The sequence below is a fragment of the Paenibacillus sp. Soil724D2 genome (genome assembly GCF_001427935.1).
Taxonomy (GTDB): domain Bacteria; phylum Bacillota; class Bacilli; order Paenibacillales; family NBRC-103111; genus Paenibacillus_E.
The window spans coordinates 595,884-617,619 of the sequence record NZ_LMRY01000001.1 but is presented as its reverse complement, the minus strand read 5'-3'; the positions used below and the strand labels follow the sequence as shown (position 1 = coordinate 617,619).

The 21,736-nt window shown below is 44.4% G+C and carries 20 protein-coding genes; 14 read left to right on the top strand and 6 right to left on the bottom strand.

The window, feature by feature from the left end; translation table 11 throughout:
* Window positions 1-12: 12 nt before the first annotated feature.
* Window positions 13-831: a late competence protein ComER gene (gene comER / locus ASG85_RS02890; RefSeq protein WP_057303152.1), complete on the bottom strand. Its 819-nt coding sequence runs from the start codon at window positions 829-831 to the stop codon at window positions 13-15.
* A gap of 256 nt (window positions 832-1,087) precedes the next feature.
* On the opposite strand from comER, the gene ASG85_RS36760 reads away from it, so the two are divergent.
* From ASG85_RS36760 to ASG85_RS02875, 3 genes are all read left to right on the top strand, one after another.
* The gene (locus ASG85_RS36760; protein WP_060645303.1) at window positions 1,088-1,711 is read left to right on the top strand and encodes a helix-hairpin-helix domain-containing protein; all 624 of its coding nucleotides are present in this window, start codon (window positions 1,088-1,090) and stop codon (window positions 1,709-1,711) included.
* Window positions 1,712-1,818: 107 nt separating this feature from the next.
* Complete coding sequence (locus ASG85_RS02880; RefSeq protein WP_057303150.1) at window positions 1,819-2,331, top strand: deoxycytidylate deaminase; 513 nt, start codon at window positions 1,819-1,821, stop codon at window positions 2,329-2,331.
* A 565-nt stretch (window positions 2,332-2,896) separates the two neighbouring features.
* A complete protein-coding gene (locus ASG85_RS02875) occupies window positions 2,897-5,455 on the top strand; it encodes a DNA internalization-related competence protein ComEC/Rec2 (protein ID WP_060645302.1) in 2,559 nt (852 codons plus the stop codon).
* Between the two features lie 18 nt (window positions 5,456-5,473).
* Here the strand turns inward: ASG85_RS02875 and ASG85_RS02870 are convergent, their stop codons facing one another.
* From ASG85_RS02870 to ASG85_RS02855, 4 genes are read right to left on the bottom strand one after another with little or no spacing between them, the layout of a single operon-like run.
* Window positions 5,474-5,662: a hypothetical protein gene (locus ASG85_RS02870; RefSeq protein WP_057303148.1), complete on the bottom strand. Its 189-nt coding sequence runs from the start codon at window positions 5,660-5,662 to the stop codon at window positions 5,474-5,476.
* A gap of 7 nt (window positions 5,663-5,669) precedes the next feature.
* Window positions 5,670-6,848, bottom strand: a complete 1,179-nt coding sequence (locus tag ASG85_RS02865) for a Ger(x)C family spore germination protein (RefSeq protein ID WP_057303147.1) — start codon at window positions 6,846-6,848, stop codon at window positions 5,670-5,672.
* Entirely contained in the window at window positions 6,838-7,947 is a 1,110-nt protein-coding gene (locus ASG85_RS02860) for a GerAB/ArcD/ProY family transporter (RefSeq protein ID WP_057303146.1), read from the bottom strand. The genes ASG85_RS02865 and ASG85_RS02860 overlap by 11 nt, the downstream gene beginning before the upstream one ends.
* Complete coding sequence (locus tag ASG85_RS02855) at window positions 7,944-9,512, bottom strand: spore germination protein (protein ID WP_057303145.1); 1,569 nt, start codon at window positions 9,510-9,512, stop codon at window positions 7,944-7,946. The genes ASG85_RS02860 and ASG85_RS02855 overlap by 4 nt, the downstream gene beginning before the upstream one ends.
* 348 nt (window positions 9,513-9,860) lie before the next feature.
* On the opposite strand from ASG85_RS02855, the gene ASG85_RS02850 reads away from it, so the two are divergent.
* The 3 genes from ASG85_RS02850 (at window position 9,861) to holA (ending at window position 12,845) form a co-directional block, all read left to right on the top strand.
* Complete coding sequence (locus tag ASG85_RS02850; protein WP_056838612.1) at window positions 9,861-10,409, top strand: RNA polymerase sigma factor; 549 nt, start codon at window positions 9,861-9,863, stop codon at window positions 10,407-10,409.
* Window positions 10,406-11,614, top strand: a complete 1,209-nt coding sequence (locus ASG85_RS02845; RefSeq protein ID WP_057303144.1) for a zf-HC2 domain-containing protein — start codon at window positions 10,406-10,408, stop codon at window positions 11,612-11,614. The genes ASG85_RS02850 and ASG85_RS02845 overlap by 4 nt, the downstream gene beginning before the upstream one ends.
* Before the next feature lie 211 nt (window positions 11,615-11,825).
* Window positions 11,826-12,845 carry a DNA polymerase III subunit delta gene (gene holA, locus ASG85_RS02840; protein ID WP_057303143.1) on the top strand — a complete coding sequence of 340 codons (1,020 nt, stop codon included), beginning with the start codon at window positions 11,826-11,828 and terminating at the stop codon, window positions 12,843-12,845.
* 74 nt (window positions 12,846-12,919) lie between these two features.
* Here holA and rpsT read toward each other — a convergent pair whose 3' ends face one another.
* The gene (gene rpsT / locus ASG85_RS02835; RefSeq protein WP_028557986.1) at window positions 12,920-13,171 is read right to left on the bottom strand and encodes a 30S ribosomal protein S20; all 252 of its coding nucleotides are present in this window, start codon (window positions 13,169-13,171) and stop codon (window positions 12,920-12,922) included.
* Between the two features lie 289 nt (window positions 13,172-13,460).
* Here rpsT and gpr point away from each other — a divergent pair, with 289 nt between their 5' ends.
* The 8 genes from gpr (at window position 13,461) to hemW (ending at window position 21,606) form a co-directional block, all read left to right on the top strand.
* Complete coding sequence (gpr, locus tag ASG85_RS02830; RefSeq protein ID WP_057303142.1) at window positions 13,461-14,459, top strand: GPR endopeptidase; 999 nt, start codon at window positions 13,461-13,463, stop codon at window positions 14,457-14,459.
* Window positions 14,460-14,594: 135 nt separating this feature from the next.
* Complete coding sequence (locus ASG85_RS02825; RefSeq protein ID WP_057303141.1) at window positions 14,595-15,068, top strand: TIR domain-containing protein; 474 nt, start codon at window positions 14,595-14,597, stop codon at window positions 15,066-15,068.
* Window positions 15,065-16,042 carry a TIR domain-containing protein gene (locus ASG85_RS02820; RefSeq protein WP_057303140.1) on the top strand — a complete coding sequence of 326 codons (978 nt, stop codon included), beginning with the start codon at window positions 15,065-15,067 and terminating at the stop codon, window positions 16,040-16,042. Before ASG85_RS02825 ends, ASG85_RS02820 begins: the two co-directional genes overlap by 4 nt.
* Window positions 16,014-16,181, top strand: a complete 168-nt coding sequence (locus tag ASG85_RS37555) for a hypothetical protein (RefSeq protein WP_156389954.1) — start codon at window positions 16,014-16,016, stop codon at window positions 16,179-16,181. Before ASG85_RS02820 ends, ASG85_RS37555 begins: the two co-directional genes overlap by 29 nt.
* Before the next feature lie 542 nt (window positions 16,182-16,723).
* The gene (spoIIP, locus tag ASG85_RS02815) at window positions 16,724-17,953 is read left to right on the top strand and encodes a stage II sporulation protein P (RefSeq protein WP_057303139.1); all 1,230 of its coding nucleotides are present in this window, start codon (window positions 16,724-16,726) and stop codon (window positions 17,951-17,953) included.
* A gap of 79 nt (window positions 17,954-18,032) precedes the next feature.
* Window positions 18,033-18,428 carry a DUF3679 domain-containing protein gene (locus ASG85_RS02810; RefSeq protein ID WP_057303138.1) on the top strand — a complete coding sequence of 132 codons (396 nt, stop codon included), beginning with the start codon at window positions 18,033-18,035 and terminating at the stop codon, window positions 18,426-18,428.
* A gap of 74 nt (window positions 18,429-18,502) precedes the next feature.
* Window positions 18,503-20,317 carry a translation elongation factor 4 gene (gene lepA, locus ASG85_RS02805; protein ID WP_047672263.1) on the top strand — a complete coding sequence of 605 codons (1,815 nt, stop codon included), beginning with the start codon at window positions 18,503-18,505 and terminating at the stop codon, window positions 20,315-20,317.
* A 137-nt stretch (window positions 20,318-20,454) separates the two neighbouring features.
* Window positions 20,455-21,606, top strand: coding sequence for a radical SAM family heme chaperone HemW (gene hemW / locus ASG85_RS02800; protein ID WP_057303136.1), 1,152 nt, complete (start codon window positions 20,455-20,457; stop codon window positions 21,604-21,606).
* Window positions 21,607-21,736: the final 130 nt, after the last annotated feature.

Below are 21,736 nucleotides of genomic sequence, written 5' to 3'. Positions count from 1 at the left end.
AGGCTACTGCTTCTAAGTAAACAGCAGCTCAGCCTTCTCAATGTCTTCTTCATATTTGGCATGTGTAGCACTAATGACTCGTGAGAATATCCCCGCAAGCTCATCGTCCAAAATACGTAATCCTTCCGCTGTAATTCCGCCGGGAACAGATACGCGTTTTTGTAGGGTAGCAGGGTTGAATCCTCCGGTTGTAAGCAGCTTTCCAGTGCCTAGCGTCATTTCACTGGCAAGTAAGGTAGCTTCCTCAATAGAAATGCCAGTTGCCTCAACGGCTGCATCAATAAAAGATTGCAGGAATTTGGCTAAAAAAGCGGGACCGCAGCTGGATATGTCAGAAGAGATCCGCGTATAATTTTCGGATACACGAATAGGTGAGGAAATATGCGCAAATAGGTTCTCTAGCCATTCTTTGTCCTCAGGCTGCATTCGATTCCCATGAATACATAGTGTAGCACCGCTTAGCACGTAGTTCGTTATACTCGGGATAATTTTACTGATTTTCGCCGGCAGAAGACCTTCCAAATGTTTGAGCAGGACAGGGCTTGTAATAGATACGATGAGTTGAGAGGGAAGCACGTCCTCTTTGATTTCATCAATAACCTTCTTAAATTCAGACGGCTTCACACATAGAAAGATGAGATCGCTCCCCAGTACGACTTCTCTATTCGACCCGGCAACATGAAGTCCAGGATATGTCTCCGCTAGAAGCTCAACTTTATGAATTGTTCGATTTCCCGCAATAATTTGCTCCGGATTGAAAGCTCCAGAATGAATGAACGCTTCAATCAGAATACTTCCCATACTCCCAGTACCGATGAATCCTGCTTTCATCCAGTAATCCCTCCCGAAAAATCAGTCACTTTCTTTCATAGTTTATTGAACGGGGTCAGTTATAAATGCCATTCAGATGCTTTTTCATGTATATGTTCATATGTCAGCAATTATGTTTGGAAAGACTTAAGTTGCAAGTTTGCTAAAGCAAAATTCTAATGATTATGCTTACGAAGTTAGTTTTGCTAAAGCAAAACTTTAAAGGTTATGCTTACGATGCCAGTTTTGCTAAAGCAAAACTCTTAGGAGGGAATTCGTGGATTTTTTTGGTTCCAAAAGAGGAAGGATGCTGCTCATGATGGCAGCGATCTGTTTATTTGCTTTTGTCGTTTGGCCATTCATTCGTGGAGGCAGATCTATGATACAAACAGATTTTATGCCTTTGAACTCTCAGATGCAGGCTATGATTTCTCATACTGGAGATGAGCCGGTAGCTGAAGCGGAGGTTGTAAGAAAAACAGATTTGAAATCAAACATAGGCACAGAACCGAAAGCAAAAGTAGATACAGAATCGAAGGGAACGAAAGATACAAAACCGAAGGAAACGAGAGACACAGAATCGAAAACAACGAGTGACACTGAACCAAATACGACAATACCTGCACTTACAGCAATACCTACGCCTACTGTTGTATCTAATGAAAAACCAGAAGCTAGCTTGCCATCAGCAAGGTCTACCGATCAATTGGATCTAAACACAGCTACGCTCAAGCAATTAGTTGAATTACCGGGTATTGGAGAGAGCAAAGCAAAGGCCATACTGGACTATCGGTTGAAAAAGGGACGATTTAGCCAGATTGAAGAGCTGATGGAGGTGAAGGGCATCGGGGAGAAAATGCTGGAGAAGTTGAAGGCATTTCTTTATGTAACTGCATCATAATCCTTACCTTTCTTTTATTTTGCATGGAAATATGAGAGAATACTAGAAATGAAAAAAGGGATCCAAGAACATACAAGGATCTTCGGAAGGAGGAATTGCAATCCGTTATGAGCAACCGTAAAGATTGGGATACTTATTTCCTCGATATTGCTTACATGGCCTCAACGAGATCAAGATGTAACCGTCGGCATGTGGGGGCAGTGTTGGTGCAGGGTAAGAAGCTGCTTGGAACTGCTTACAATGGCGCTCCGATGGGTGTTCCAGATTGTACAGAAGCAGGCTGCATGCTTGTAGAAGAAATTGAGCTGAAAGTTGTGGACGATACGGAAGAAGTTATTCGTAAACAGCGATGTATTCGTACGATTCATGCTGAGCAAAATCTGTTGCTGTTCACGGATCGGGAAGATCGCGAAGGATCGACTGTCTATGTGACAGATCAGCCTTGCTGGACGTGTGCGAATATGCTGGCCAACAGCGGTGTGATGGAGATCGTTTTCCATCGCGGGTACCCAAAGGATCATGAGAAAGTAAGCCATTTGATGGAGAACAGAGGCATCGTTTTCCGTAGAATGGAAGGATATGAACCTCCACCTGGTACTGTATCTGATGTCGTGAATTAAATATGTTTACTGAAGCGAGAGGAAGAACCTTTTTCTAGACGCAGCCTATGGGGCTGATCTGGGGAGAGGTTTTTTGTTTGTTTTTTAGATGGGGAAAAGTATGGATATCAAAGGTGCGGTAATGGCGTGGAATCTACAATTTCATTGGAGTAAATACAGTGTAATCGATATTCTGACTGGGGTTATCGTACTTCTGTTGGAGAAAATCCAATGGAATTAATGTTTTCCTTGAAAATTGTCTTTTTAAGAGACTTCTATTGGAATTGGTCCAATAGAAGCTGTTTTTCGAGGTCTGAGAGAGAAAGCATTGTAAAAAATCCAATGACGAAGATGGATGATGAGATAAATGATGAAGGCGAATGTTGAAGATCCAGATAAAGGAAGAAGGCGAAAGATGACAGATGAAAGAAGAAAGAAGAAAGAAGAAAGAAGAAAGAAGAAACATGAAAGATGAATGATGAATGATGAGTTTTCAATGTATAGATCGCTTCGTCTATTTTCGTAACTCATGTAAATGATTGCAATTCGATTTTATAACATTCAAGAGGAGGGGGAGCGAATACATATGCAAATGCTAATGAAACGACCAGTTGTTATAGGCTGTTGTCTGTGGATAACTGGTTACGCGCTCGCACTCTATACCGAGCTGCGGTGGTTATCTTTGATGACGAGCGCGCTGCTGTTAGCCGCGCTTATCGTCATCTATGCGCTGCGGCTGCCTGGCAGACAGCCGCTGTGCGCCTTGCTGCTGGTCGGAGTAGCCTATGGCTACTTCCAGTGGACCGACCAGCGCAACGTCTCTGCGCTGCTGCCGCTAGCGCAGCAGCAGAACCTGGACGGCAGCGAGGTCACGCTGCTCGGCCGATTCTCCAGCCCTGTCACCGTTGACGGCGACAGGGCCAGCTTCACGATGGAAGCGGAGTCAATCCGCTTCCCAAGTGCGGAAGCTTTCCCGCTCGGCGGGGAAAGCGTGCAGGTCTCGCTGCGCCTGCTCCAGCAGGAGCAGCAGGCGGTGGCGTCGGGCTGGCGCCGAGGCGACGCCTTGACGCTGCACGGGACGCTGCGCAGCCCGTCCCCGGCCCGCAACTTCGGCGGCTTCGACTACCGCCGATACCTGCGCCTTCACCACACCCATTGGCTGCTCTCCGCCAAAGGGGTGGATCAGGCGCAGGTCGAGCCTGCGGCTGCGCGCTTAAGCGTCGTCCAGCTGCTGCGCTGGAACGATGAGCTGCGCGGCGCCCTCAGCAGGCGAATGGACCTTATCTTCCCCGCGCCGCAGGCGGGGTTCATGAAGAGCATGCTGATCGGTCAGACGGACGATCTCGATCCCGAGCGCTTCCAGCAATTTTCGGAGCTGGGATTGACGCATATTTTGGCCATTTCCGGCTTGAATATTGCCGTATTTCTTGGTGTTTGCATTTGGATCATGCGCCGATTAAAGCTGGCAAAGGAGACCTATTTGCTTATCTGTATATGGTTATTGCCATTCTATATCCTACTGACAGGTGCTTCCCCCTCCATTGTTCGGGCCGGACTCATGTCTATAATTGCCCTCTATGCAGCACGGCGAGGGCTCTTTAAGGATGTTTTGCATATTATGTCGATTGTCGCATGGGTCATGCTTTTGTGGGATCCATACTTCCTGCTGGATGTCAGCTTTCAGCTTTCGTTTCTGGTTACACTTGGTCTCATCGTTGGCGTACAAAGAGTCAATGATTTATTCGTTCCTTGGATTTCCTCCCCAATTATAAGAAATACGACCTCTATCACGCTTGTTTCCCAAATGGTATCCTTTCCGGTATCCATTTATTATTTTAATCAGTTTTTTTTATTGTCTTGGCTGGCTAATGCCTTCCTGGTTCCTGTTATTAGCATGATTGTATTCCCAGCTGGCCTGCTTGCTTTAGTTCTGGGAATGGTTTACGTTCCTGCTGGGAAAAGCATCGGTTGGCTTATTTCTTGGTTAAACGAAGTGATTTTCTGGATGACAGACAAGCTTCAGCATTTACAGCAGTTTAAGCTGCTGTGGCCGTCGCCAAGCTTACCCTGGATTGTTTTTTATTATACTTTTCTCATTATGATTTATGGATTATGTCAGCGCTTGTCTCAACAAGCTGGAGGAGAGCTTCCAATCATTTTGGTAAGTGTCAAAGGTAAAAGGAAAGTGAACTTATCGAAATGGTTAGTATGTGCGGCAGGAGGTTTCCTGCTATTGCTTTGGATAGGATACTCGCCTGAGCGCTTCAACCGTTCCGGTCTCGTTCAATTTATCGACGTGGGTCAAGGTGATGCTATACTGATTCGGACGCCATATGATCGACATATTCTGGTTGATGGTGGAGGGACTCTTACATTTAGGAAACCTGGTGAAGCTTGGAAAATTCGCAAGGATCCTTATGAAGTTGGCCAAAAGCTGCTTGTTCCGCTGCTCAAGAAACGCGGTGTTCATCAACTTGATCTCGTCGTTCTCACACATGAAGATGCTGACCATAGCGGCGGTCTGCAAGCAGTTATTGCGCAAATGCCCGTCAAGCAATTTCTTTTTAATGGAACGCTTAAGCCAGGGGCAAGTATCGAGAAATTATTTGATACCCTGCTAACGCGAAAAGTGCCGCTTTTGCCTGCGAACGTAAGCAATTGGATTCAGATCGATCCGCTTACCAGATTGCAGGTCCTGTATCCTTTGGAAAAAGATAATCGGCTCATCGAAATTGTCAAAGAACAGAATGCGCAGTCCGTTGTTTTTTTGCTCGAGATGCAGGGGACGCGTTGGTTATTTACGGGGGATATGGAGAAAGAATCTGAAGCTGTTGTGGTCGATTATTTTAAAGAACATTCTTCGTTAATTGATCAAGAACAACATATAAATCACAAGGTCGATGTACTGAAAATTGCTCATCATGGCAGCAAAACATCGACGACACCAGGGTGGATCGACTTTTGGAAGCCTACCTGGGCCGTCATATCCGTAGGAGCTATGAATAGTTATGGTCACCCATCACCCGATGTATTAAGGCGTTTGGATGAAAATGAAGTGCAGGTTTTACGAACAGATCAAATGGGGGAAGTGCAACTTGAAGTCCGCAAAGAAGGGATTTACTCCCGTGTTAAAATAATAGATTAATTAACATCTGAATGGCCTCTATCCAGAGTTGTTCGATTGTAGATCTTCGTGTTCTTCTGCTGCTGTAGGCTCCTGTTTCCATGGTGGATCCCCATGTGCGTGCAGCTCTTTGTATATCCAATGAACACCGAAGGGAATGACGAATGAGAGAATGGTACAGATCAGTATCATCCCTGATGGAAACCTTCCAATGAGAGAAAACCACATACATGCATTACTCCTCTGTCGTTTTGATGATATTTCCGATACGCCTTATAATGACCTCAGCCTGTACGTTAATTTCTGATTGTGTGAATATATTTAATCCCTGATCCCAATCATCTGCAATTGGTTTCCATATTTTATAATGATTTTGATAGAGATAGGCCCCTAGTCCCAGTGCATCCTTTTTATAAGTTTGTTGGAGCTTTTTAATTGCTTTAAGGGTATTGGCTTTGACCATATCTTCCAAGCTTTTCTCCAAATCTTTAATTGCTTCTGAACTAGAGGGATCATAATCTGAAATCGATTTATCAAGAACGCCCTCAGTTGCAAGTTTAATATTAAACTTGAACTTTGTTGGATTGAGCTGCTGCATTGTTATTTTACTTTTCGCTCTTTCCGCTCGGAAGGCAAAAGTGTGATCTTTAATCTTAGCTTCGATGATCCCGCCTTTAATTTGGTCAGTGACGAAGTTCAACCCTTGCGTTTCATCGCCTTGCAAGAATCCGACCAGTTCCTTCGTATGACCATCGAAGATAGCGGATCCGGTCATTGAAACGCCTTTCTCTTCCAATTTTACAGTTTGAATAGCGAAGCTTTCATGTTTGACCAAAAATTCGTGGACATCACCTATTCGTGATTCGGGTAACATGTAATTGGATTTTCGGTCATTTCTGGCAATAGATGTAATATAATCGATAGGTGTTGGTTCATTAAAAGTAGGGATATCTAATATATCTGAGGCTTTTCCATTGGCAATTAATATTTGAACGCCTCTTCGCATTTCACTATTCCGTAAGAAAAAGTCCAACAAGTCAGCGAAAATTTTATCGTCTTTGGCTACTTCGCTGGAAATGATAATGATTTTTAGATGTTCGAAATAAGGGGAACGACTCGTCCTAATTGCCAATCTCGAGCTAAGGGCAGGCATGGAGTTTTCGGTTGTTGATAAATTAAAGTAGGCTTTATTGGAACTGCCTGATCCGCTTTGTCCTTGACTGCTTTGTTTCAGCCCACTGGGTACGACAATCTGATAGGTTCCTTTGAATTTGTATTTCGGAGTATTGCTGTAATCGATAGCAACGCCGACTACAAACCCCCGTTGGTCTATTTCTATACGATCCCAGCAGCCTGTTAAAAGGAAGAGGATGCAGATTAGACTGGTCCAGCAGCTCCTTTTTTTAAGAAGCATCACTATTCACTCCTCGAAGTTTAGCACCAACATGGATGAGGATAGGAAAGAGAATGGCGACAATTAATCCAATATAACTAATGATACCGCTTATTTCATCGAAATCAGCTAAGTTTCGTGGAAACATGCAAAGGATATAAATGAACGGACTTAGTAGGAATACCCACGTTTTTTTCTTTGTTTTAGGGAAAACGGACATAAGCAGATAGATGGAACAGTCATAGGCCATAATCGTCGTTGTGAAAACAGCCATAATCCAAATTGTAAAAAATATAGATTCAAAACGCTCAAAGAATGCGCCTGGAATTTGCATTTCCTTGGCAAGCTCAATGGCAGGATACGTAATTTGTTGAAGGGCGAAATGTGAAAATACACCAACGCAAGTAATGTAGATTGCCGTATATAGAACAATAGGAATAGCTACTCCGATCATAACAGCTTTCGGGGCTTTCTCTGGGTGATTCATTAGGGTGATGTAAATTAAGATGACTTCAAAACCAAAGAGCGAGAACGCGCTTGTTTGCACTCCCTTCGCTAAACCTTTCCAATCTGAGATTAAGAAAGGTTTTAAGTCGTCTAAATGAAATATGTTCATGCTAAAGGTGAGTACAACGAGTGAGATGACGATAACAATGGGTAAAAATAAAATATTAAGACGAATAATACCGACTCGGCTGCCAGAAACCGCATATACGACAACCAGTAAGAAGGTTAAGGATATCGCTTCAACAGGAGTCCGCTCAAATAAGTATTGTTTGGAAATATTAGCAATAGCCCTAACTTCATAAGCACTATATAGGATAAAGTAACCGATGAGAGAAAGGACTGCAATGAGGGCAATAGGCTTCGTAACGGCTGCTGAGGCATAAGCGAAATAACCTTGTTTGCTAAAATGAGTCGCAATTTTGGCTAGCATCCAGGCTGAGACGATCGTAAGAAGGCCTGCCAGCAGCATGGACACCCACCCGTCAGAAGATTGAACCGTTTTCGCTAGCTCCCTCGGCAGAAATAGTATACCTACGCCAATAATCATGGATGAAATCGTGATGACTATATCCACGAAACCGATCTCACTATCGCCATATTCAAAAGATTTCATCCTCTATTTCTCCTTCCTCTCATTCTTTGATCATTTTTCGTTTGCATCATTTTTGGCCGCTTTGTTACGAACAACAGCGGTGATCTTAAAATGAGATCTTTCCAGTCCCGTAATAAGATTGGCGCAAAAGGGGTGGAATATGGAACGCCAAAGCTCTTCAGATTTACCAGGTGAATATTGATCATGATGTAGGCTAAGATGATTCCGTATAAGCCTAAAAAAGCAGCGGCCAACATAATGCTGAATCGCATGACGCGCAGTGAAATGGCAAACGAATAAGAAGGCAGCGAGAAAGAAGAGATAGCAGTGACGGCAACGACGATAACCATAACGGGACTTACCATGCCGGCAGCCACAGCTGATTCTCCAATAACTAAACCGCCTACGATCCCAATAGTTTGGCCGATTGGTTTGGGCAGTCGGAGTCCTGCTTCCCTGAGAAGTTCGAGCGTGAATTCCATAGCGAAAGCTTCAACGACTGCAGGGAATGGCACACCTTCCCGAGCTCCAGCGATGGAGAATGCCAATTTTGAAGGGATCATCCCATGATGAAATTCGAGCAAAGCGATATAAAGAGCTGGCAAAAAGGTAGCGATGAAAGCCGATATTAATCGGAGTACCCGAGTCAACGTAGAGATGAGCCAATGTTGGTAGTAATCTTCGGGTGATTGTAAACTTGAAGCGAATGTAATCGGCAATATGAGGACGAAGGGGTCTCCATCAACCAGAATGGCAACTCTGCCTTGGAGAAGTGCTCCAGATACGCGATCAGGCCGTTCCGTATTCATAATAAGAGGAAATGGACTAAGGAAACTATCTGCTATCCATTGCTCCAAGTAACCGGACCCTTCGATATCATCTATGTCGATGGTCTTTATTCTGCGAGTAACTTCTTTCACAAGGTCGGGATGCACAATGTCTGCAATATAAGTGACAATTACCTCACGTCTACTTCTTTGACCGATTTGATACGTGTCAAAAACAAGGTTGGTTTCTTTAATTCTTCTTCTAAGCAAAGCGGTGTTCGTGCGTATGTCTTCTGTAAAGCCTGCTCTGGGTCCCCGAATAATCGATTCAGTTTGCGGTTCTTCAATCGAACGGGTTTTCCAACCGCAGCTGGAAATGATGATGGATTGTGCGAGATTGTTGAATAGAAGAAGCGTATCGCCTGATAGAATGGCCATTAAAGCTTCGTCCAGAAGTTCAACTGTTTCCAACTCATAAGCTGTCAGAATTTGCTGCTTCAATACGTTTATTAAATCCGAAGATGAGGTAACAGGATGATCAAAGGAATGGAGCATCGGGCTTAGTAATTGTTCATTAATCATAGCTATGTCGACCAGACCATCAATGCTGACTAAAGCACACGGATATTGCTCTGTACCGATTGTAAACTGTCTAATGAGCAGATCGCTTGGATGGTGCAGGATTGTCTGAATGGTAGTCAAATTTTCTTGCAATGATGCTGATAACCGTTTATTGGAATCTGGACTTGAAGTGATTGGCTTGTTGGGATCCTTAGGGGTTCGAAGCAGATGCTTTCTGCCAAATAATTGTTTGAACATGATGCAGCCCTCCACTTTCGAATAGCTCATCTGTAATATTTACCACTTCGGTTAGAATTAAACGGTTATGGCAATTTCTTAGGCGGTACTACCCAAACATAGTACTATTCCTTCTTTTAAAAAAGCTTACAATGGAGAGTAATTTGATGAATGAGAGAGAGGGGAGAACGGTTTGTGAGACGAAGGTGAAACTAATCGGTCTAGCATACGTCTAATAACAAGTGTATTTATTTCAGGAAGTTTGATATTCTGGTAGTTGCAAGACGGCCATTGTTTTTTTATTCTAAAAGAGTTGCAACCTTATGAGACGCTACTGCGTCTGTAAGATTGCAAGAGGGAGGGATCCCAGTGGTAGCACCCGAACTGGTAAGATCTGCACAAGCCGGTGATCGTGATGCTCTCATTACCCTATTGCGAGAAATTGAGTCTCACGTTTATCGAACCGCTTATTATATTTTGAATAATGAACAGGATGCCCTCGATGCTTCACAGGAGGCACTCCTTCGGATTTATACAAAAATTAATTCCTATGAAGAAAAAGCGCTCTTCAAGACGTGGGTACAGCGGATTGTAACGAACATCTGCATCGATAAATTTCGCAAGGCGAAACCAACGGTTTCGATTGATGAGCATGATATGACCTTTACAGCAGAACATAATGTTGAACAGGAAATGTTAATTGGCTATTTAGCCAAAGATATTAGAGAAGCAATCGAAAAGCTTCCCGAACACCATCGATCTGTTGTTGTTCTCCGTTATTTGCAGGACTTTTCGTATCATGAAATTGCAGAATCTCTCAACTTACCGTTAAACACGGTGAAGTCTTACTTATTTCGAGCTAGACAGCAATTACAGTCGCTGCTCCAAGAATATCAGAAAGGAGGTGTTCGGGGATGAATTGTCAAGAGGTGATGGAATTTATGCAAAGACAGCTGGATGGGGATTTAGATGCAAAAGAGGAAGATGAGCTTCATGCTCACCTGATGCATTGCTTGGACTGTGCACAGATGTTTGAACGTTTACAAAGATTGTCCGATGAACTGACCCAGTTACCAAAGGTCATTCCTCCATACAGTTTGGTCGATGCTATCATGCCGCAGCTAGCTGATATTGATAAACATGCCGCGGCGTCCATTACCGACAAGGTGGCTGCTTTCGGCACCCATGCTAGCCAGACAGCTTCTGTGCAGCCTCCCAAACTCCCTTGGACACGCCGTTTAGGATCACAGTTCTCCTGGAAATTCGCAGGTGGTGTCGTTGCCGCAGGTCTCATCCTTGGTTTTTTTGCATTCAACCTAAAGCATCCTATGCTGGATCAAGCAGATGATTTAATGCAGCCCAAGGCTGCATCTGGAAAGCAGATTGCCGGACAAATGCCAAGCACGGCGGGGTCCGATTCAAAGGCCGCAGAAGATGCTGGCAAGAAGAAGGCAGCAGACAGTGCAGACGCAAAGCAGGAGGCACCTAATGCCCCGGCCGCTGAGTCATTTGGGCAAGAGAAAGCTAAGCCAGATGTAACAACGGGGAATGAGATAGTGGGGCCGCAAGCTACAACAGACGCGAAACTGGAGGACCCGCAAACGCTGAGTTCATCTGGGGCCGCGAAAGATACGAATGGTTTGCGCCAGGCACCTTCTACCTCAGAGCCTGAACGGCTGAAAGATCAAGCTTCCGCTGGAACTAATGAGAAGAAGGGATCGGACCCTGTATCGACGAATCCGCCAGCAGGCAGTGAAACTTCAAATAAAGTGCCGGACCAGAAGGTATTGAAAACTACGGAACCAACACCTACGCCTGCTGCTAAGAATGGTGGAGAAACGAATGATGTTGGAGGCATATATTCTTTGACAGCACCTAGTGCGAAATCGTTGAAATCAACAACAGGCGTTCTCGAGGCTGTTGTTGAAGAGCAGCATGTTGTGATCCGAAACAGCTCTACCCAAGAAGTTGTTTTTGCGTCCAAGCAAGTTTGGAAGTCTGGTGATCTTATTACGCTAGTGGAATGGTCTAAGGACGACAAATTATTTTATCAAGTTCAAAGCGAAGGCACGCTTCACACTATTCTCATTGATGTAAATGCGAAAGAGGAAGCAGCTAAGTAAATTTGTGATACGAATGCACCAATGTGACGGTTCTAGCGTATGTTGTATAAGGAAGCGGCAATGTTTTGGTGGTTTGTCCACACGGTATAAGGTTTCTAGAGCCTTTAACCGGTGTTTAAATAGACAAACAAAGGGGTTACCTCAAGGTCTTCGGGCTTTGACGTAATCCCTTTGTTGTTGGTAAAATGGTTGCAAGGAGTGAACATTAGCTATGGACGCAAAGAGAGCATTGAAAGATATACAAGCAGGGCGCCCTGCACCGGTTTATTTGTGCTACGGTCCTGAGAAATATAAGATGAGGGAATTTATTCAGCTATTAACGGATTTGCTCATAGAGCCCGAGCACAAAGAGTTTGCAGTGAGTAAATTTGATTTAAGTGAGATTAGTCTCTCTGCGGTGCTGGAGGATGCAGAGACCCTTCCCTTTATGGTTCCGAAGAAGCTGGTTATCGCGAAGAATGCGCTTTTTTTCACTGGGGCGAAGGAAAGTTCGAAGATTGAACATCACTTGGATCGTTTGACCGATTATTTGAAATCTCCAGCGGAACATACCGTCGTGGTGTTTACGGTAGATGCAGATAAATTGGACGAGCGTAAGAAGATTGTGAAAGCGCTCAAGGACCTTGAAGCCGCGGTTCCCTTCCTATCACTGAGCCCGGAAGAATTGCAGCAATGGGTGGCCAAACAAGCTGGGCAGCTGGGTTTTACGTTTACGGGGGAAGCCGCCGACCAACTGATCTTATACACCGGCGGGAATTTGCAATCTTTATCTGCAGAAATTGAGAAGATTTCTTTATATGTAGGAGTAGGTGCGGAAGCATCAGTTGATGTTATCGATCAATTGGTGGCCCGCAGTACAGAACAGAACGTCTTCATTCTTATAGAAGATATTGTAAATGTAAGGCTGGAACGCGCCTTCGTTATTCTTGAAGAGCTGTTGAAGCAGCGTGAGGAGCCGATCAAGATCGCGGCGCTCATCGCCAGACAGTTCCGCATCATGCTGCAGGTGAAAGAGCTAAGTAAACAAGGCTATTCCCAGCAGCAAATGGCTTCACAGATCGGTTTGCATCCCTTTGCCGTAAAGGTGGCTGAAGGGCAGGCGCGCAAATATGATATTGAGAAGCTGAGCAGGATCATGTCGCAGCTTGCGGATCTCGATTTCCAAATGAAAACGGGGAAAATCGATAAAGTGTTAGGTCTTGAGTTGTTTCTTCTTAGGCTTGCTGCCTAGGAGGACAACCTTTGGAAAAGTAAAAAGTCCAGCTCTCTGTGAAGAGAACTGGACTTTTGCTTTATGTCCGTGTATTACGCTTGGGCCGTAAGAGCGTTCAGCTTTTTAGCCAGACGGGACTTCTTGCGGTTAGCGGCATTTTTATGGATTAAGCCTTTAGAAGCTGCTTTATCTAATTTCTTAGAAGCGTTAATTAGAGCTTCTGGGCTTACAGCTGTTTCGAAAGCTTTCACAGCAGTACGCAGAGCGGACTTTTGGGAAGCGTTACGAAGACGGCGCTTTTCGCTAACTTTTACTCGTTTAATAGCGGATTTAATGTTTGGCATGAAATTCACCTCCTACTTACAAAACACGGTTCAACGTTACATTTGTTTGTTTGCTGACAACTTTAAGTATTCTACCATGCAACTATTGAAAATGCAAGACCTGTCAATAGGTTTTCAGTGGTCTTAGTTTTTGTATAAGTGGTTGTAAATCGTAGCACAATAAGGGATGCAATGCACCCAAGGATAACGGCTAAGCTGTCCTCCAAGGACAGGCGCGTTTCCCCAGAAATATGCAAAGCTTATAATGTGAAACATATAAATTCTTATATTTTGAGAAAGGGGAACTTCAATGGACTTAGGCTCTTTTACAACACATACGGATCTTGCGTTAGATGCAAGGGATATGGCTCATGCAGCTAATCAGGGGCAACCGATACCTGGCATTGAACAGGAGTCGACACGAGAAAACGGGATACGAGTTACCAAGATCAACGTTCTGAACGAAGAGGGCTCCAAAGCGCTTGGTAAGCTTCTCGGACATTATATAACGATAGAAGTGCCAGCTCTGCGGGAGAAAGACAGCCAATTACAGGACCGCGTCGCCACGAAACTGGCTCAAGAGTTTGAACAGTTTTTGCGTGAAATCGGCATTCCTAAGAATGCGAAGGCTCTTGTTATCGGTCTGGGCAACTCGAATGTGACACCCGATGCTCTTGGCCCCTTGGTTGTGGATAACGTGATGGTCACACGTCATTACTTTGAACTAGTTCCAGAGGACGTTAGTCCAGGGTATCGGGCAGTTAGCGCGGTAGCGCCAGGGGTGCTCGGAACCACGGGAATTGAAAGCAGTGACATCGTTCAGGGGATTGTCGATATGTCCAAACCTGATTTCATTATTGCTATTGATGCGCTGGCTTCCAGATCCCTTGATCGGGTCAATACGACCATTCAAATCGCGGATACGGGCATTCATCCCGGTTCAGGCATCGGAAATAAACGCAAAGGGTTGACCAAAGAAAACCTTGGCATTCCCGTTGTTGCCATTGGAGTCCCGACCGTTGTATATGCGTCTACCATCGTCAATAATGCCTTCGACCTGATGCAGAAACATTTTAGCGAGCAGACGCGAAATACAGGGCAGATCCTAGGCCTTCTGGACGGTATGCAGGAGGAAGAGCGTCTAATGCTTGTGAAAGAGGTGCTAAACCCCGTAGGACACGATCTGCTTGTCACGCCGAAGGAGATCGACCAGTTTATTGAAGACATCGCCAATATTATTGCTAGCGGCTTAAATGCTGCCTTACACGATGCCGTAAGTGTCGATAATGTGGCGGCCTATACGCACTAAATGATTTTAAGAACTGGGTCCGCTAGATTGGCGGATACAGTTCTTTCTTTTTGTCCATTTTTACGTAATTTGGAAGGAATAAGGAGGGGGGCGTCGAAATAAGGGACGATCACCTTAAATGAGGACGTGGTTCTGTTGAGCAGCGCAAATAAAGCGAAGCTATTCATAGGGTCATCTGCTGAAAGTGTTGAAGTTGCAGAGGCCTTGCAGTCTAATCTCCATTTTTCATTTGATGTAACAGTTTGGAGTCAATTGCTTTTCCCACCTTCACATACAACCTTGGCTCCACTTATTAAGCAGGCGAAGTCTAGTGATTTTGCTATCTTTGTCTTCCAACCGAATGATTTGACACTTTTGAGAGATTCATTGGTTAGCACGGTACGTGACAATGTTATTCTGGAATTGGGGCTATTTATTGGACAAATAGGTCTAGAGCGAACATATTTTCTAATTCCGGAAAAAGAAAAATTACATATAGCCTCCGATTTAATCGGCCTAACACCACTTACTTATGATGCGAATCATTCCTCTGGGCTAATGGCTGGCCTAGGACCGGCAACTTTCGTCGTGAAGCAAATGCTCAAAGAGTTAGGGCTGAGAGAGAAATGAAACCAAAGATATTTATAGGCTGCTCCCCTTCAAGTTCGCTGTGGGCAGAATTCTATCAAGCGCAGTTGTCGTCTTCATCCGAGGTTACGGTTATTAATCAGGGTGTGCTTACAGCGTCCAATCATAAATTGAAAATGCTAAAAAAGCATATCGAAGAGACGGATTTTGCCCTTCTTATTATCACACATGCGGATTATCATGATCCCTTGGTTTACGGGAATATACTCGTATTGATAGGGCTTTGTATCGGAGAATTGGGTCACAGCCGCACGTTCATTGTGATGTCTAAAAATTGTGAACTTCCTGAATATCTGGAGGGTTATAACCCTCTGCGAATCGATGATCAGCAGGCCGTTTCGGGAATCGCGGAGCTAGCAGGTCCTCATCTCTACCCGATTAAACATAGTATCGGTGTTCATAAGAATCGCTTTAAGCAATCCGATATGAAGAAGAACGATGCTATACGCAGTTTTTTGTTCGATGCTTTGGATTCGCTTAGTGTGTCCAGTGTGGATTATGACCGCGTTTTGGATAAATTCCATAAGACATTTGATACCAATTGTGGTATAATTGAGCTTCAAGAAGTGACAGCGGCAACGCTCTTTGAGCTTCTCGAAGATGGTGTCACCTTGCAGCAGTTTGGCCGTGCCGGTCAGGTTAGCAACAACCACAGTTTCAACGTCAATGACCCAACTAGCTATTTAGCCGAATGTTACCGGGGCAAAGATACGAACATCTACCTGGGGCAAGCCAAGGATAAAGAAGATGGCGAGTTTGAATACATTTATTGCATTAAGCTGCATCCAACCATTGTTTCATCCATACATTTCAAAACAAGGACGGATATTCCCGCGCGCAATCATCATCAAGTCATGATGGAGTTATCGGAAAGAAATGCGAAGCTCGTGTCTTCACTCAAATCCATTGTGAAAGGAAGGATTATTTATGCTGAAGCACATGAAGAAAGTTCGTAACCGACCAACCACAGACCATAAACATAAACCGAGTGACAAGTCGCTGCTCAAATTATATAACGGACCTACTGTTCTGAACAAAACGAGTGGGGTAACGATTGTGGCCAAAGGGTCATTTGATTTCGAATCCCTCGCGTAGCATGAATAGGATAAACTTAAGAACCCCATATGGGGTTCTTTTTTGCGTATATGCGTAATATTACTATTTAGCTTAACCCGCGATTACTACTGACTACTAAGTAATGATACAAGTAACAGCTTTTTCGGACCCGAGACATGGGGGGGATTATAATTACTCAAGGGTTCAGGCGCAAGAAGTCGATCCAAGGGGAACTACGATACGCTATTTATCAAATAACTGCACTTTTAGGTAAGTAGAGGAACGTAGAAGCGTTATTTTGCCATTTTTGGCTGATTTACTGCGCTCGAAGGAGGAATAAGAGATTGTCGTTCCGCCTAGACATGAAAAAGACCAATTTAGCCCCAAATAAGGTATCTACGTTCCCATTCATGAGGCTACAGGTGAATTTGAAGTGGATCGACTGAAGAAAGAGCCTGAGCAGCGTCTCAGGTCTATTTGCGTTTCTTTTTCTCTCTATCAGAAAAATTCTAGTGTTTCGGGTTCTATCGACGGAGCTCGTTTCATAGATTGAAGTAAGATAGATTAGGAGGAATCAAACTATGAAATGGACATCAGCTACATTGAATCTCAGCCATGTTCGGAAAACGTTTCAGAGCGCAAGTTCCGTCGGGAAAACTTTTTTTATACTCAGCTTCGGCACATTAGCTCTTTTTGTTCTTATTGGCCTAGGCGGCTTCTTGCAGAATAGAGTTATGACTACTTCGCCAGTATCTTCTATGAAGAGCTTAGCTGCATCCGTCACGAATCAATTTTTTATCGATATGCTGGGCATGGAAGTGCCTCATCTACATAAAGATCAGAAGAAATTTACATTTTCTCAGCATAATGTGTTTCATTTCGCTTTTCAGTTCATGACGGACATTAATCCGAGCGATCCCAAAAGCCTTGTGGCTAGTGAAGTTCCTGGTATGGATGCGAATAAAACGACGGTCTTGGTAAAAGGGACAGAAACGAATCCCAGTGATCCTATTGATTACAGTCCAAACTCTCAGGATCTAGAGGCAGAGGCGAGGAATCCTCAGCTTCCTCCATCACCAGAACCCTCACCTGCGGGTGGTGCCGCTGCGATCACAAACCCAACGGGACAACCGCCAAGAACCGCGGGGGATAATATAGCTTTCATTTATCAAACACACAGCAATGAGTCATTTTTGCCGGAGCTAAGAGGTGTTACGGATCCTGACAAGGCTTATAGCGATAAGGTGAATATCATTTCCGTAGGTCAAAGATTAGCTCAAAATTTGGAAAAGGACGGCATCGGTGCCGTACATTCCAAGACGGTCTATCCAAGTACAGTCAAAAATTTCGAATATCCGTATTCCTACAAATATTCCTTGAAAACGTTACAGGAAGCTGCTGTTTCACATCCGGATTTGCAATATTACTTCGATATTCATCGGGATTCCGCTGCTCGCAATAAAACGACCGCAACCTTCGACGGCAAAGATTATGCCCAGGTGTATTTCATCATCGGCGGTAAGAATCCGAATTGGAAAAAGAACGAGGAATTCGCAAGCAAAATTCATCAAGCGTTAGAAGCCAAGCATCCCGGTATATCCAAAGGAATTCATGCAAAAGAAGCCAGTGAAGGCAACGGATTATATAATCAGAACTTTTCGCCTAATAATATATTAATTGAGGTCGGCGGTCCGTACAATTCACTCGAAGAGTGCTATCGAACCACAGATTGGTTGGCAGAAGCTATTTCAGAGGTGATTTTGAACGCGAAGAAAGTGGATGCGCCGGTTATTACCCCTAAGCAGTCATAGAATTCGTTTTGCTATTGCAAAACTCAGTTAAAGCTTACGATGCCAGTTTTCTTACGAAAACTCTAAGGAGGATATCAAAATGAGGCTGAGGCATTTTTATATGAAAGTAGGCTTGTTTGGACTCTTGCTGTTGTTCTGTATTTTATTCGGAGTCAGCTTGGCGTCGAGCGGGATGGAACGCATACAAGGACCTCAGCCATCCTCCAAAACTGCACAGGAGTCAGATGTCAAGACGCCACCTGTGAAAGTGTCCACAGTTAAGGCGTCACCAACTGGGGCGGCCAAAGGAGATGCAGCTGCGAAAGCTAAGACTGCCGCGAAGCCAGAGGCTGAAAAGAAGACCGAACCGGTTGCTGATCACGATAATTCATTGAATCACGTTGGGAATAAATTAGGGGACTTTCTGCAGATTGCTTCACATCATGGAATTAAGTTATTCGTGTCTATATTTGATGCCATCTTAGGGAAAGGTTAAGGGGTACATTGCTGCAACTTCCCACAACTGCTATAATGAAAATTATTTGCATGTAGTGGGGGTTAGTCTTTAGCATGACGGACATTCGAGAAAGACAACAAAGAATTCGCAACTTTTCAATTATCGCTCATATCGATCATGGCAAGTCAACACTTGCCGACCGCATATTGGAATATACGGGCGCGTTATCATCGCGTGAGATGCAGGAGCAAGTGCTGGACCAGATGGATTTGGAGCGGGAACGCGGAATTACGATTAAACTTCAGGCGGTTAGATTAGCTTATCGTGCTGACAATGGCATCGATTATATTCTTAATTTAATTGATACACCGGGACATGTAGACTTTACATACGAAGTATCCCGAAGCCTTGCAGCTTGTGAAGGCGCTCTGCTTGTTGTAGACGCTGCACAAGGTATCGAAGCGCAAACGCTTGCCAACGTATACCTGGCATTGGAAAATAATTTAGAAATTTTACCTGTAATCAATAAAATCGATCTACCTAGTGCTGATCCTGACAAAGTGAAGCAGGAAATCGAGGACGTTATCGGACTCGATGCTAGCGAGGCTGTTCATGCTTCCGCGAAAGCCGGTATTGGGATTAAAGAGATCATCGAGCAAATTTGTGAGAAAGTGCCGGCTCCGCAAGGGAATCCGGACAATCCGCTGAAAGCATTGATCTTCGATTCCCATTACGATAGCTACAAAGGCGTAATCGTTTATGTGCGTGTCGTAGATGGTTCGATCAAAGCGGGCTCCAAAATCAAAATGATGGCGACGAACAAGGTGTTTGAAGTCATTGAAGTCGGGGCTTTCAAACCGAGAATGTCATCCGTTCCTTCCCTTGAGGTCGGAGATGTTGGATTCGTTGTTGCCGGTATCAAAAATGTTGGGGATACACGAGTCGGGGACACGGTTACCGAAGCGGATCGCCCGGCGCCTGAAGCATTGCCAGGCTATCGCCGGATCAACCCGATGGTGTTCTGCGGACTGTATCCGATCGAAACAACAGATTACAACGATCTGCGTGAGGCTTTGCAGAAGCTGGAGTTGAATGATGCTTCTCTGCGTTTTGAACCGGAAACATCTACAGCGCTAGGCTTTGGCTTCCGCTGCGGTTTCTTGGGTCTGCTGCACATGGAAATTATTCAGGAGCGGATTGAGCGTGAGTTCAATATTCCGTTAATTACGACGGCGCCAAGTGTTATATATCGCATCACATTAACGAATGGCGATGTGATGGAAATCGATAATCCATCGAACTATCCAGATCCACAGCGAATTGACTTCGTTGAAGAGCCTTATGTCAAAGCATCGGTTATTGTCCCGAATGATTACGTAGGAACGATTATGGAGCTTTGCCAAGGCAAACGCGGTGAATATATGAACATGGAATACCTGGATACCAACCGTGTGACATTAACGTACGAAATTCCGTTATCCGAGATCGTATATGATTTCTTCGATATGTTGAAGTCAAGAACAAAGGGCTATGCTTCATTTGACTATGAAGTATCCGGCTACAAGAAATCGAATCTCGTGAAAATGGACATTCTTTTGAATGCCGAGCAAGTGGATGCACTGTCCTTTATCGTTCACCGTGATACCGCGTATCATCGCGGTAAAATCATTTGCGATAAGCTGAAGGAACTGATTCCGCGGCAAATGTTTGAAGTGCCGATTCAAGCGGCGATTGGACAGAAGATCGTTGCGCGTGAGACGGTTAAAGCGATGCGTAAAAACGTACTCGCGAAATGTTATGGCGGTGACATTTCAAGGAAACGTAAGCTCCTCGATAAGCAAAAAGAAGGTAAGAAACGCATGAAGCAAGTCGGCAGCGTAGAAGTGCCGCAAGAAGCGTTCATGGCTGTTCTAAAAATCGACGAATAGATTGAAATGAAATCGAAGAATAGATCGAGACGAATAGATTGAAATGAAATCGAAGAATAGATCGAAATGAATGAGAAGCTGGGGTGGCAGAGTAACTCTGCCCCTTGGCTTTTTCTTAATAGAAAGGAAATACCCCTATGTTAGTTACCTATACGGCCCCAACAGCTGTGTATATTCATATCCCATTTTGCACAAACAAATGCCATTATTGTGATTTCAACTCTTATGTCCTCAAAGGCCAACCCGTTATGGAGTATCTGGATGCGCTTGAGCGCGAGATGGAGCTTACGGTTAGGAATAATCCGCCGATCAAGGTGGAAACGATTTTCGTGGGCGGGGGAACACCAACTGTTTTGCTTCCTGATCAAATGGAGCGGTTTCTCCGCATGGTTCGTACGTATTTTCCAGCAGATAGCGCTGAAATCGAGTTTTCGATGGAAGCAAACCCAGGAACGACGGACGAAGATAAGCTGGCTGTTATGAAAGAAGGCGGCGTCAATCGGATCAGTTTCGGTGTGCAATCTTTTAATAATGATTTGCTTGCCGCAATTGGGCGCATTCATAATACAGATGACGTGCATCGAAGCATCGCGAATGCCAAAAAGTTAGGATTCAATAACCTTTCCATTGATTTGATGTTCGGGCTTCCCAAACAAACCGTGGACATCATGCAGGCTACATTGGATGAGGCTTTATCTCTAGATCTGCAGCATTACTCCATCTATAGCCTAAAAGTAGAAGAGAATACGTTGTTTCACACATTGTTCAATAAGAATCAACTGCCTCTTCCAAGTGAGGATGAGGAAGTCGATATGTACGAACTCATCATGAAGAGGTTAGAGGCAGCGGGTTATAAGCAATATGAAATCAGCAACTTCGCTAAACCGGGTCGAGAGAGCAGACATAACTCGATGTATTGGCGCAATCGTTCTTACTATGGACTCGGAGCAGGGGCTCATGGATATATGAATGGCCAGCGTCATGTGAACGTGAAGGGAATTCAACCTTATATTGATGCTGCAAAGGTAGGCTTACCGATCATGGAACAATTTGAGGTAACGCGGCAGGAAGCTATGGAAGACTTCATGATGGTTGGTTTGCGATTGCTCGAAGGTGTGCGGAATGCGGATTTTATCGAACAATTCGGAACTACCATCGAATCACAATTCGGGGAAACCTTGAATGGCTGGCTGCGAAAACAGCTGCTTGAACAAACACCGGATGGGTATCGATTGTCCAAACATGGCATCCTGCTTGGCAACGAAGTCTTTGCTTCGTTCCTTGCCTAGGCGAGAAACATAGAGAGACCTGTTTTGATGCAAAAAACTCTTGTGCAAATATACGGTTTATTGTATATTTATACATGAATCCACAAGCGAATCAGCGGCAAAGCCGTCGTGGCGCTAGCGTGGGTTTTAT